Origin of the sequence: Herminiimonas sp. (assembly GCF_030645555.1) — a bacterium.
Taxonomy (GTDB): domain Bacteria; phylum Pseudomonadota; class Gammaproteobacteria; order Burkholderiales; family Burkholderiaceae_D; genus Oxalicibacterium.
Map to the genome: position 1 here is coordinate 1 of NZ_JAUSME010000027.1, position 11635 is coordinate 11635.

The 11635-nt window shown below is 55.3% G+C and carries 13 protein-coding genes; 10 read left to right on the forward strand and 3 right to left on the reverse strand.

What is annotated here, in order from left to right; translation table 11 throughout:
- From Q7T06_RS01095 to Q7T06_RS01120, 6 genes are all read left to right on the forward strand, one after another.
- Nucleotides 1-702 (forward strand): transporter substrate-binding domain-containing protein (locus tag Q7T06_RS01095; protein ID WP_304778713.1); only part of this gene is annotated, 702 nt, incomplete at its 5' end.
- Nucleotides 703-784: 82 nt separating this feature from the next.
- Nucleotides 785-1516 (forward strand): amino acid ABC transporter permease, encoded by a 732-nt coding sequence (locus Q7T06_RS01100; RefSeq protein ID WP_304778717.1) that lies wholly within the window; start codon nucleotides 785-787, stop codon nucleotides 1514-1516.
- Entirely contained in the window at nucleotides 1509-2195 is a 687-nt protein-coding gene (locus tag Q7T06_RS01105; RefSeq protein ID WP_304778721.1) for an amino acid ABC transporter permease, read from the forward strand. Before Q7T06_RS01100 ends, Q7T06_RS01105 begins: the two co-directional genes overlap by 8 nt.
- Before the next feature lie 10 nt (nucleotides 2196-2205).
- Nucleotides 2206-2931 (forward strand): amino acid ABC transporter ATP-binding protein, encoded by a 726-nt coding sequence (locus Q7T06_RS01110; RefSeq protein ID WP_304778725.1) that lies wholly within the window; start codon nucleotides 2206-2208, stop codon nucleotides 2929-2931.
- 105 nt (nucleotides 2932-3036) lie between these two features.
- Nucleotides 3037-4095 carry a dihydroorotase gene (gene pyrC / locus Q7T06_RS01115; protein WP_304778728.1) on the forward strand — a complete coding sequence of 353 codons (1059 nt, stop codon included), beginning with the start codon at nucleotides 3037-3039 and terminating at the stop codon, nucleotides 4093-4095.
- A 59-nt stretch (nucleotides 4096-4154) separates the two neighbouring features.
- On the forward strand, nucleotides 4155-4958 hold the full coding sequence (locus Q7T06_RS01120) for a DUF3025 domain-containing protein (protein WP_304778731.1): 804 nt from the start codon (nucleotides 4155-4157) through the stop codon (nucleotides 4956-4958).
- 220 nt (nucleotides 4959-5178) lie between these two features.
- On the opposite strand, the gene Q7T06_RS01125 is transcribed toward Q7T06_RS01120, so the two are convergent.
- Together Q7T06_RS01125 and Q7T06_RS01130 are read right to left on the reverse strand one after the other, a co-directional pair.
- On the reverse strand, nucleotides 5179-6249 hold the full coding sequence (locus Q7T06_RS01125) for a porin (RefSeq protein WP_304778735.1): 1071 nt from the start codon (nucleotides 6247-6249) through the stop codon (nucleotides 5179-5181).
- Between the two features lie 334 nt (nucleotides 6250-6583).
- Nucleotides 6584-7747, reverse strand: a complete 1164-nt coding sequence (locus Q7T06_RS01130) for a porin (RefSeq protein WP_304778740.1) — start codon at nucleotides 7745-7747, stop codon at nucleotides 6584-6586.
- Nucleotides 7748-7943: 196 nt separating this feature from the next.
- Here Q7T06_RS01130 and coq7 point away from each other — a divergent pair, with 196 nt between their 5' ends.
- On the forward strand, nucleotides 7944-8570 hold the full coding sequence (coq7, locus tag Q7T06_RS01135) for a 2-polyprenyl-3-methyl-6-methoxy-1,4-benzoquinone monooxygenase (RefSeq protein ID WP_304778743.1): 627 nt from the start codon (nucleotides 7944-7946) through the stop codon (nucleotides 8568-8570).
- A gap of 109 nt (nucleotides 8571-8679) precedes the next feature.
- Here the strand turns inward: coq7 and Q7T06_RS01140 are convergent, their stop codons facing one another.
- Nucleotides 8680-9120, reverse strand: a complete 441-nt coding sequence (locus tag Q7T06_RS01140) for an OsmC family protein (protein WP_304778746.1) — start codon at nucleotides 9118-9120, stop codon at nucleotides 8680-8682.
- A gap of 310 nt (nucleotides 9121-9430) precedes the next feature.
- Here Q7T06_RS01140 and rplM point away from each other — a divergent pair, with 310 nt between their 5' ends.
- The 3 genes from rplM (at nucleotide 9431) to argC (ending at nucleotide 11487) form a co-directional block, all read left to right on the forward strand.
- Nucleotides 9431-9859: a 50S ribosomal protein L13 gene (rplM, locus tag Q7T06_RS01145; RefSeq protein ID WP_304778749.1), complete on the forward strand. Its 429-nt coding sequence runs from the start codon at nucleotides 9431-9433 to the stop codon at nucleotides 9857-9859.
- A 9-nt stretch (nucleotides 9860-9868) separates the two neighbouring features.
- The gene (rpsI, locus tag Q7T06_RS01150; RefSeq protein WP_304778754.1) at nucleotides 9869-10261 is read left to right on the forward strand and encodes a 30S ribosomal protein S9; all 393 of its coding nucleotides are present in this window, start codon (nucleotides 9869-9871) and stop codon (nucleotides 10259-10261) included.
- A 188-nt stretch (nucleotides 10262-10449) separates the two neighbouring features.
- On the forward strand, nucleotides 10450-11487 hold the full coding sequence (argC, locus tag Q7T06_RS01155) for an N-acetyl-gamma-glutamyl-phosphate reductase (RefSeq protein WP_304778757.1): 1038 nt from the start codon (nucleotides 10450-10452) through the stop codon (nucleotides 11485-11487).
- Nucleotides 11488-11635 lie beyond the last annotated feature (148 nt).

The window sequence follows — 11635 nt, forward strand, 5'->3', positions numbered from 1 at the left end:
CTCTGCATGAAGATAGTCGACACGCTCAAGGCGGATCTCAAATTGCCCAAGCTTAAGGTGGCCTTGCAGCCGGTCACTTCCAGCAACCGCATTCCCTTGCTGCAAAACGGTACGATCGATCTGGAGTGCGGATCGACTACCAATTCGACCGCACGTCAGCAACAGGTCGCATTCGGCCCGACTTACTTCGTGATCAATGTGACTGCCGCAGTGAAGAAAAGCTCTGGCATCAATACCATTGCCGACCTGAATGGCAAGACCGTATCGACTACTTCCGGTACGACCTCTGTACCGCTGCTCAAGGCTTACGAAAAAGCGAAAAACATACAGGTCAAGGAAATCTACGGCAAGGATCACGCAGAGGCTTTCCTGCTGATGGCCGATGACCGGGCTGTTGCATTTGTCATGGATGACGTTTTGCTGGCGGGGCAAATTGCCAATGCGAAGCGCCCGGGCGACTACCGGATACTGCCGGAATCCCTGCGCCAGGAACCGTACAGCATGATGTTGCGCAAGGACGATCCGCAGTTCAAGGCGCTGGTCGACAAATCGATAGGCGCAGTGATGAAGTCCGGCGAGATCAACAGGATATATGCCAAATGGTTCACCATGCCGATCCCGCCGAAGGGCTTGAATCTGAACTTCCCGATGACTGAGCCGATCCAGCAAGCCTTCAAAAATCCGAACGACAAAGGCATATAAGCGCACACGATGTTCACCGCAATGAGTGCATGGCCTCTATGTTGAGGATGGGCGTGCCAGTGATCTGACGGAGGCGGCAAAAATGGATCTTGGAATTTTCCTCGAGCAAGTGCCGGATGGCGACGGGACGTGGGCGGCGATGTTGCTGTCCGGCCTGGGCTGGACGCTGGCAGTCTCATGCCTGGCATGGATATTTGCATTCGTGCTGGGCTCGCTGATTGGCGTGATGCGCACGACAGACAAACGATGGTTGGTGCGGCTGGGCGGCGTGTATGTCGAACTGTTCCGCAACATCCCGCTGCTGGTGCAGTTTTTCGTCTGGTATTTCGTGATCCCGGGTTTGATCCCGGCGGTCAAGGCATGGGTGATCCCGCTGGACCCGACCATGCATCAATTCGTCACGGCGGTTGTCTGTCTCGGATTCTTTACGTCTTCGCGGATTGCCGAGCAGGTGCGCTCCGGCATCCAGGCCTTGCCTCGCGGCCAGCGCAATGCGGGATACGCGCTGGGTTTGACGACGATGCAAACCTATCGCTTCGTGTTGCTGCCGATGGCTTACCGCATCATCATTCCGCCGCTGACATCCGAGCTGATGAATCTGATCAAGAATACTGCAGTCGCGTATTCGATCGGCCTGGTCGAACTGTTTTTCCGCACGCGTGAAATGGGCGAGATGACTTTCCGTTATTTCGAAGCGTTTGCCGCCGCGACGCTGATGTACGTGATCATAGCCATGACGGCCAATCGCGTCATGGCCATGATCGAGCGGCGCCTGGCCGTGCCCGGCTTTATTGCCGGAGGTCAGAATGGGTGATCTCGACTTCGATGTGATCAGCCGCAGCTGGCCGTATCTGTTGAGCGGCTTGCAGTACACCCTGCAGCTGACAGCCGTAGCGGCAGTCGGCGGCGTATTGTTCGGCACCTTGCTGGCGCTGGCGCGCCTGTCATCATTCAAGCCGCTGGCAATGCTGGCTGCGATGTATGTGAATCTGATGCGCTCCATCCCCCTGTTGCTGGTGATCTTCTGGTTTTATTTCCTCGTGCCTGTCGTGCTGCAATCGATTACCGGAGCGGAACGGCCGGTGCAACTGGGCGCGGACCGCTCTGCCTACATCACCTTCATCATGTTCGAGGCAGCCTACTTTTGCGAGATCATGCGGGCCGGCATCCAGAGCATTGCGAAGGGGCAGGTGCATGCAGCGTATGCGCTCGGACTGACATATGCGCAAGCCATGCGCTTGATAGTCCTGCCGCAAGCCTTCCGCAATATGCTGCCTGTTCTGTTGACGCAGATGATCGTGCTGTTTCAGGATGTCTCGCTGGTGTCGCTGCTCAACGTGACGGACTTTGTCGGGGCGTCGGTCAAGATTGCGCAGCGCGACAGTCGCGTGGTCGAGATGTATCTGTTCGTGGCCATTGTCTACTTCGTACTCAGCTTTACGCTTTCGATGATGGTCAAACAGCTGCAAAAGCACATCGCCATTATTCGCTAAGGATCAGAACATGATAACAATGGAAAACGTGAGCAAGTGGTATGGCAGCTTCCAGGTCCTGACCGATTGCACGACGCAGGTCGCGAAGGGCGATGTGGTGGTCGTGTGCGGCCCCTCAGGCTCGGGCAAGTCGACCCTGATCAAGACCGTCAATGGGCTGGAACCGTTCCAGCAGGGCCGCATCACGGTGGATGGCATATCCGTCGGCGATCCGAAAACCAATCTGCCCAGATTGCGCTCGCGCATCGGCATGGTGTTCCAGAATTTTGAATTGTTTCCGCACCTGTCGATCCGCGAAAACCTGACGCTAGGGCAGATCAGGGTGCTGGGGCGCAGCGAGGAAGAGGCGAGTGAGCGCGGCCTGAAGTACCTTGATCGCGTCGGCCTGATTGCGCAGAAGGATAAATTTCCGGGACAGTTGTCCGGCGGCCAGCAACAGCGCGTGGCGATTGCCCGCGCGCTATCGATGGACCCGATTGCGATGCTGTTCGATGAGCCGACCTCGGCGCTCGACCCGGAGATGATCAATGAGGTGCTGGATGTGATGGTGGGTCTGGCGCAGGACAGCATGACGATGATGGTGGTCACGCATGAAATGGGCTTCGCCAGAAAAGTGGCCAATCGCGTGATCTTCATGGACCAGGGTTTGATCGTGGAGGATTGCACGAAAGATGAATTTTTCGGCACGCCACGCTCGGACCGTGCACGCGATTTCCTGGCGAAGATCATTCATTAAGCATTCCCGGCTCCGATGCCAGTCGGCGCGCAAATGACAAGCCAGCTTGCATCGGTATCGCAATGCAAACGGGTAAAATAGCGGCAGTCCGAACAAGGAAACGCCATGTCCATGAATCCAGCATTGAATCGCCCCGACAGCATCACCATTACCCGTCCTGACGATTGGCATCTGCATCTGCGCGACGGCGCGACCATGGCGTCCGTCCTGCCCGATACGGCGCGCCAGTTTGCCCGCGCCATCGTGATGCCCAACCTCAAGCCGCCGGTCACCACGACGGAACAAGCCATCGCCTATCGTGAGCGCATCCTGGCGGCTTTGCCGGCCGGCATGCAGTTTGAACCCTTGATGGTTTTGTACCTGACCGACAATACGCCGCCGGAAGAAATCCAGCGCGCCAGGGACAGTGGCATCGTGCATGCGGTCAAATTGTATCCAGCCGGCGCGACCACCAATTCGGATGCCGGTGTCAGCGACCTGTCCAAATGCTACAAGACGCTGGAAGCGATGCAGAAAATCGGCATGCCGTTTCTGGTGCATGGCGAAGTTACCGATCCGGCAATCGACATTTTCGACCGCGAAGCCGTGTTCATAGACCGCGTGATGCAACCGCTGCGACGCGACATGCCGGAATTGAACGTAGTCTTCGAGCACATCACGACCAGGGATGCCGCGCAATACGTTGCAGAAGCCGATGGCCATGTAGCTGCCACGATCACCGCGCATCATTTGCTGTACAACCGCAATGAATTGTTCAAGGGCGGGATACGCCCGCATTATTACTGTCTGCCGGTATTGAAGCGTGAAATTCATCGTCAGGCGCTGGTCGCTGCCGCCACGTCCGGCAGCAACAAATTCTTCCTCGGCACCGATTCCGCACCGCATCCGAAAGGCTTGAAAGAACACGCCTGCGGCTGCGCCGGTTGCTATACGGCCTTGCACGCAATGGAGTTGTACACGCAAGCCTTCGACCAGGCCAATGCACTGGACAAGCTGGAGCAGTTCGCCAGCTTTAACGGCCCGGCTTTCTACAAGCTGCCGCGCAATACCGGCACCATCACCCTGCGGCGCGAAGAATGGCAAGTGCCGGATGAACTCCCGCTCGGCAATGCGACGCTGGTGCCGCTCAATGGCGGCGAGGCGATAGGCTGGAAATTCGTCTGAACGTTCAGGTAGCTGGAGAGGCATTTTCGCATCTGGCAGGCAGTGCCCATGAGTGAGCGATGAGCGCATCATTTCTGGATCGCATCGACTGGTCGCGACCGTGGCTGGCCAGCGTGCGTGCCATAGGCGAGGTGATTGCACAGGTGCCCGACTGGCGGCAGGAATTGAACCGGCGCGCAGTCGAGCTGGGTTTGCACAACCATCGCGGCCTGGCCATACATTTCGTGCCGCAAACCGATCTGCCGCCCGACACAGCTTATGAAACCTTCATCAGCAACACTGGCGGTGTTCCCACGCGGGATAATCTTCATGATTTTTTCAATGCGCTGGTCTGGCTGACCTTTCCACAAATAAAAATCCAGCTCAATGCCTTGCAGGCCAGGGAAATTGAACGCTTAGCCGCTGAACATGCTCTTGCGCCGCGCGGGAAATTGCGCGATGCAGCGACGATCTTCGATGAAAATGCAGTGTTGCTCGTCACTTCCAATCGCGGTCTGGTGGATGCCTTGCGGGCGCATGAATGGGAAGATGTGTTCATGCTGCGTCGGGCGGAATTTATACGTGACTGCAGTGTTTTTTTATTCGGCCATGCATTGATGGAAAAACTGGTGGCGCCGTACAAGGCCATCACCGGCCATGCGTGGATAGTGGCGCTGGATATTCCGGCTGCGGAGTTGGCGCTGGCGGAACAATGCAGCTGGATCGATACGGCGGTTGCGCAGCAACTGGCTCAGGGCTTGAGTACTGCCGATTTTTCACCGTTGCCAGTGTTAGGCGTGCCTGGCTGGTGGATGGATCAGGATAATGATTTTTATCGCGATACTGCTGTCTTCCGGGCTAAGCGACGAGTGCAAGAATCGTAGTCGCGTATCTTGCAGCTATCTTTGGGTCGAATGGCTGTACTTGAGCGGCTGCAGACTTTGCGGAAGCTTCACTTGACGGGATTTTCCATTCGCCTAATTTAGTCGGGGCTCTCTTTCTGCGGTTCTACGTAAAAAATAAAAACTCAAACCATTAAAAAAGGCACCCGAAGGTGCCTTTTTGTATTGCAGTTCAAACCAAGCAGGCTAGGCCTGCCGGGAATTAGAACTTGTGACGAACGCCGACTGTTACAACAGAAACGTTTTTGTCTGCGCGTGCATCGAAACCACCCAAAGCTGCGGCTGCATCGTTCGATGTGCGAGCGAAACCTGTGTACAGGTTGGTACGCTTCGACAAATCGTGTGTGTAGCCGATAGCGAACTGTTTCGAATCAGCGTTATTGATACCAGTGGTTTTGGTGTCGTTGATTGCGTACGAAGCCAATACTGTACCTGCTGCACCAGCTTTAAAGCTAGCACCAATCATTGCATTGCGATATTTTTGGTCGACTGCTGGAGCGACGAGATCATTTTTGGTATCAGCATATGCACCGTGCAACTTGAACATACCGAAATCATAGGTAGCGCCCAAGAAAGCGGTCTTTTGCTTTGTGCCTTGTGCGTATGGGAACGTTGCGGTCGAGTTGTCTTTGTTGTTGTATGCCAACTGAACATTCAACGGACCATTTGCGTAGCCCAGATTCAGGCCGTATGCGCGATTAGCACCGTTGTCGCCACGAGCTTCACCGAAAGTGTAAGCAGCTTGTGCTTTGAAGCCGCTGAACGATGGGGATGTGTATTTAACGGTATTGCTTACGCGGTGGCTAGTCATGTTTTCTGAGCCATTGTAGAAAATACGTTCTACGTTACCCAGTACACCAGCTGCGCCAAACGGATCGATTTGATCGTGTGCGTCTTTCAGGACTGTAGTTTGACGGCCAGCGTTCACTGCGCCGAAGTTGCCTGACAGGCCAACGGTCGAAACGCGGCTGAACAATGAGTTGGCAGTAGCCAGATCACCAGTGTCGGCGCTGAAGCCATTTTCCAGAACGAAGTTGGCTTTCAAGCCATTGCCCAGATCTTCTGTACCTTTGAAGCCGATACGGCTAGCCGATTGGCCGCCCGAGTCAAGGCTAGTTTTGCGGCCGTTAGCTTGGCCAGCTACGTCGCTTGCGCCATTGCTGGAGCTAACGATACCCATGTCGACGATACCGTAGACGGTAACTGACGATTGTGCCGATGCAGCACCAGCGAATGCGCCCAATACGGCAAGAGCCAAAAGCGATTTTTTCATTTAAATGTTTCCTCAAATGTTGTTTTAGAAATACACACTTGCCAGCAAGTGATGCACAAAGTCCTGCGGAGCTGCCTGCCTTGCATAATCATTATTGCGAGGCGACGACTGATTGAAACAAATTACGCTAGCGATGACAATCAAAATATCAAAAGGGCATGGAGGAATCCGCGCGAGTGACGTTTTTCCGCAACAAAGCAGTGCATAGTCCTTCCAAAATGAGGCGTGACTGATTTGCAATGGCCCAAAAAGGTTGCGTTAATTGCATCGAGGGCGCGTGATCGTTTGGCGTCGGTTTTGTGCGCTTTTCTTGCCAGAAAAACAAGGTGGCAAACTAAAACATATGGCTGATCCCGGCTGAAATGCCGGTTTGCCGGGTTTGTCTGCCGGGTGTCAGGGAAACAATCCCGTGCAATACGGCTTGATCGATGTCGGCGTACAGGCTGGTGCGCGGCGACAAAGCGTAAGTGGCGCCGACGATCAGCAGGTTGCGTCTGGCGATTTCGCTTTGTGCAGTTTCCAGCGTGGTGCGGTAATAGCCGGCCGTCAGGCTGGTGGTGGGTGTGAAATCGTAGCGCGCGCCTAGCCAGATGTTTTTTGCCTGGCTGGTAATGGCCGTTGTGGTTTTGAGATAGCCGCCGGTAATGCGGAGGGCATCTATCTTGTAGCCACCGCCAAAGGTGATCTGGTTTTGGTCTTGATAGTCGGGGACGAGAGTGCCGACAGCAGCGATATTCGGTTTTTGTTTGGTGTAGGCGCCGCCGATAGTGAAGGTGCCGTCGTTGTAGACGAGTCCGACTGCCTTGGCTGCCTGGTTGCGGTTACTGCCGGGGACTTCGCCCATGATGTATTCCGCGCTGGTGGTAAAGCTGCCGAACTTGCCGAAATACTGGATACCATTGCTGAAGCGGGGGCCGTCCGCGGTTCCAAACGGCCGGCTTATCCTGCCATCCAGATTGCCGGCGACTGCGCCTGCCAGCGGAATGATATGGACATAGCGATACTGAAAGGGTTCGTAGGAATAAACCGCCTTGCAGGCAACCGATGGCTGGCGGCCGAAGTCGATGGAGCCGAAGGAACCGGCTATGCCGATGGATGAAATCCGGTTGAACAGGCGATTGGCCGTATTGTCGAGTGCGCCGGTGCCGGTATTGAAGCCGCTTTCCAGATGGAAGTGCGCATTCAGGCCGCCGCCTAGATCTTCCTTGCCCTTGATGCCGAGACGGTTGTTGTAGTACTCGCCATTAGATCCCTGCGTTGTGGTGCCACCGCCAGCTGCGGTGGTATTCGTTACATGGCGTATGCCGCCATCTATGGTGCCGTACATATTGATGGAGGAGAGCCCATCGTTGATGAACGCCGATTTGGCTGCGGCGGCATCGAGCGGCTGCGTACTCCCATCTTTTTTGAAGGTGCCATAAATCGTCATCGATGGTTGTGCGTCAACCGTGCCGGCAAGGGCACTGGCGAGCGCAAACATTAAAAACGGGATTTTCATCGGCTGGAGTCGGCGGCGTGTTATTTTTTCGGATTATTGGTATAAGGTCCGCAAGGTATTTTTTATTGCAGGCCAAGACTAAGCGAAATCCATGTAATTTCTTTTTGACATCGGTTAGCATTTTGCAAAAGACCTCTGCGCGTTGACCTAGTGTGTCGTTCTCATACAACAAACTTTTAACATTTCCCGAAATCCCATGAGTCCTTTTGATCGTTTCATCCAGCATTTCGATGGCGCCTTGCGTGTCATCAGCGGCGTGTCGGTCGCCACGCGCACCAGTCCAGCGGCGCACATTGCCGACGCTAGGCTGGACAGTGCCGAGCGACGCCATAGTGCCGGCTTGATGCGCGTGAATCACGTAGGCGAAGTGTGCGCGCAAGCCTTGTATCAGGCGCAGGCGCAGTTCGCGCACAGTGACGCGATCCGGCATCAATTCCTGCTGGCTGGTCGTGAAGAGGAAGATCATCTGGCGTGGACTGCGCAGCGCCTGCGCGAGCTGGGTTCGAATCCCAGCCTGCTGAATCCGCTCTGGTACGCTGGCGCGTATGCGTTGGGTGCGGTGGCGGGCAAGTTAGGTGATGCGCGCAGTCTGGGGTTTGTGGTGGAGACTGAGCGTCAGGTCGAGGCGCATCTCAATGAGCATATGCACAGCTTGCCGTCGCAGGATGCGAAATCGCGGGCCGTGGTCGCGCAAATGAGCGCCGACGAAGTGGCGCATGGCGCAGCCGCCCAGGCCCTGGGTGCGCAAGCGGTGCCGCCGCTGGCGCAAAAGGGCATGCAGGCTATGGCCAAGGTCATGACGACGGCCGCTTATTACATCTGATGTGCATTGCGCCCGCAAAAACTTGCGGGCCTTGCTGCGCGGCGATGTGCCGCAAGAAAAAATCAGCCCCGTTTATATAGGCGATTTTTTCTCTGCTCGATTAGCAAAATCAGGCGGCTGCAGGTGCCGTGTCGTCAATGATTTCGAACGAGTGCGTAATTTCAGCTGTTTTTTCCATCATGATGGACGCCGAGCAGTATTTGTCGTGCGACAGTTTGATGGAGCGCTCCACGACGTTGGGCTTCAGGTTGCGGCCGGTGACTGTGAAGTGGAAATGCACTTTGGTGAATACCTTGGGATCGGTTTCGGCGCGTTCCGCTTTCAGCGATACTTCACAGCCGCGCACGTCCTGGCCGCTTTTGCGCAAGATCACGACGACATCATAGGCGGTGCAGCCGCCGGTACCCAGCAATACCACTTCCATCGGGCGCGGCGCGAGGTTGCGGCCGCCGCCTTCCGGGGCGCCATCCATCGCGACGACATGGCCGGAGCCGGTTTCAGCTAAAAAAGTCATGCCGGACAAGCCGGTCCAGCGCACAGTACATTCCATGGTTTTCTCGTTGAGTTGCAATTAGTTGTGTCATTGTAACTGTTTGCCATCGATAGAATAAGTACGAAAATCGCCGCTGTCGCGCCTGCATCAGTTGTCATCCACGCAGCAGCAGGCTGATTTGCAACGCTCAACTGTGCAAATCGGTTGGCCTGGATGATTAAGTTTGACGCTAAGTCCTTGAAAAGACTATAATCTGCGGTTCTTTCGTTTGCTCAGGAAGAGATTACAAGGCCGAGTATGCGGGCCAGCAGCATCGATACCCGCATAACCACCATTTTGAGCGAGTTAATTTAATTAGGAAGTCATCATGAAAACCTTCTCCGCTAAAGGACACGAAGTCCAGCGCGATTGGTTCGTGATTGACGCGACGGATAAAATCCTCGGACGTGTTGCCAGCGAAGTGGCACTCCGACTGCGCGGCAAACACAAACCGGAATTTACCCCTCACGTCGATACAGGCGACTTCATTGTCGTCGTCAACGCAGGCAAACTGCGCGTGACCGGTACCAAGGCAACAGAAAAAACATATTACCGCCACACTGGTTATCCAGGCGGTATCTATGAAACGAACTTCAAGAAAATGCAAGAGCGTTTTCCAGGTCGTGCGCTTGAGAAAGCGGTCAAGGGCATGTTGCCTAAAGGCCCACTCGGCTATGCGATGATCAAGAAGCTCAAAGTGTACGCTGAGGCAACTCATCCGCACGCTGCGCAGCAACCTAAAGCACTTGAACTCTAAGGAATAGACATGATCGGTAACTACAATTACGGAACCGGCCGTCGCAAGAGTGCAGTGGCTCGCGTCTTCATCAAAACCGGCTCCGGCCAGATCGTCGTCAACGGCAAGCCTGCGAATGAATATTTTTCGCGCGAAACCGGCCTGATGGTGATTCGTCAACCTCTGGAATTGACCAACAATGTCGCAACTTTCGACATCATGGTCAACGTCAACGGTGGCGGCGAATCCGGTCAAGCGGGCGCTGTGCGTCACGGCATTACTCGTGCGCTGATCGACTACGATGCAACACTGAAACCAGAACTGTCGAAAGCCGGTTTTGTGACTCGTGATGCACGTGAAGTTGAACGTAAAAAAGTTGGTCTGCGCAAAGCTCGTCGCGCAAAACAATTCTCGAAGCGTTAATCTGCATCTTGCGCGCGTTGTGTGCGCCAGAAAAGCCGCCAGGTTCACGCTTGGCGGCTTTTTTCATCTGCGCTCGCTTAATCACTGCCTTGTTGGCTCAGGTGTTACATCTTTTCACTGCGCATACAAAGCAATGAGGCGGAATCGCCTGTTAAAATAAAACGAAGTAATTTTTGCCGGGAAGAAACATGATCAAGGTTGGTATCGTCGGGGGTACAGGTTATACGGGTGTGGAATTGCTGCGTATTTTGGCGACGCACCCTGAAGTCAAATTGACTGCGATTACCTCGCGCAAGGAAGACGGCTTGCCCGTGGCCGATATGTTCCCGTCGCTGCGCGGGCGCGTGGACCTGGCGTTTTCCTCGCCGGACAAAGCAAAACTGACTGAATGCGATGTGGTGTTCTTTGCCACGCCGCATGGCGTCGCGATGGCGCAAGCCCCCGAATTGCTGGCCGCCGGCGTCAAGGTCATCGATCTGGCTGCCGACTTCCGTTTGCAGGATGTCGCCGCATTCGAGCAGTGGTACAAGATGCCGCACAGCTGCCCTGAATTGTTGAAGGAAGCGGCTTACGGTCTGGTTGAGTTGAACCGCGAGGCGATCCGCAAGGCGCGCATCGTCGGCAATCCAGGTTGTTATCCAACCACGATGCAGCTTGGTCTGGCGCCATTGCTGAAGGCCGGCATCATCGATGCTTCCCACCTGATTGCCGATTGCAAATCAGGTGTCTCGGGCGCAGGTCGCAAGGCAGAAGTGGCGATGCTGTTTTCGGAAGCCGGCGATAACTTCAAGGCTTACGGCGTATCCGGCCATCGTCATACACCGGAGACGCTGGAGCGCTTGCAGCATCTGAGCAAGGATAAAATCGGTTTGCTGTTTACGCCGCATCTGGTGCCTATGATACGCGGCATGCACTCAACGATTTATGCGCGCCTGACCACGGAAATCGATAATGCCGCGCTGCAGGCCTTGTTTGAAAAGGCTTATGAAAACGAAGCGTTCGTCGATGTGATGCCCTTCGGCTCGCACCCGGAAACCCGCTCCACCCGCGCTTCGAACATGTTGCGGATTGCGCTGCATCGTCCGAACGATGGCGACACCGTGGTCGTGCTGGTGGTGCAGGACAATCTGGTCAAGGGTGCATCCGGCCAGGCGGTGCAGTGCATGAACTTGATGTTCGGCCTGGATGAGACGACCGGTTTGATGCACGTCCCAGTCTTGCCATGACGCGGATCTGACAGTGGTAAAGCCAAAACCGCGGCAGCAAGCGAAGCCGGTTTTCAAATCCCTGCAGCGCAAGCTCTGGCTGCGGCGCTGGTCGGTTTCGCCTGCGCGCATGACGATCAAGAATCATTTGCCCTGGCCTTTGCGAGTG

Coding starts and splice junctions, on each gene's coding strand:
- pyrC (WP_304778728.1), top strand. CDS start 3,037: ATGTCCATGAATCCAGCATTGAATCGCCCCGACAGCATCACCATTACC.
- Q7T06_RS01130 (WP_304778740.1), bottom strand. CDS start 7,747: ATGAAAATCCCGTTTTTAATGTTTGCGCTCGCCAGTGCCCTTGCCGGC.
- Q7T06_RS01125 (WP_304778735.1), bottom strand. CDS start 6,249: ATGAAAAAATCGCTTTTGGCTCTTGCCGTATTGGGCGCATTCGCTGGT.
- Q7T06_RS01110 (WP_304778725.1), top strand. CDS start 2,206: ATGATAACAATGGAAAACGTGAGCAAGTGGTATGGCAGCTTCCAGGTC.
- coq7 (WP_304778743.1), top strand. CDS start 7,944: ATGAGTCCTTTTGATCGTTTCATCCAGCATTTCGATGGCGCCTTGCGT.
- argC (WP_304778757.1), top strand. CDS start 10,450: ATGATCAAGGTTGGTATCGTCGGGGGTACAGGTTATACGGGTGTGGAA.
- Q7T06_RS01140 (WP_304778746.1), bottom strand. CDS start 9,120: ATGGAATGTACTGTGCGCTGGACCGGCTTGTCCGGCATGACTTTTTTA.
- rpsI (WP_304778754.1), top strand. CDS start 9,869: ATGATCGGTAACTACAATTACGGAACCGGCCGTCGCAAGAGTGCAGTG.
- Q7T06_RS01120 (WP_304778731.1), top strand. CDS start 4,155: ATGAGCGCATCATTTCTGGATCGCATCGACTGGTCGCGACCGTGGCTG.
- rplM (WP_304778749.1), top strand. CDS start 9,431: ATGAAAACCTTCTCCGCTAAAGGACACGAAGTCCAGCGCGATTGGTTC.
- Q7T06_RS01105 (WP_304778721.1), top strand. CDS start 1,509: ATGGGTGATCTCGACTTCGATGTGATCAGCCGCAGCTGGCCGTATCTG.
- Q7T06_RS01100 (WP_304778717.1), top strand. CDS start 785: ATGGATCTTGGAATTTTCCTCGAGCAAGTGCCGGATGGCGACGGGACG.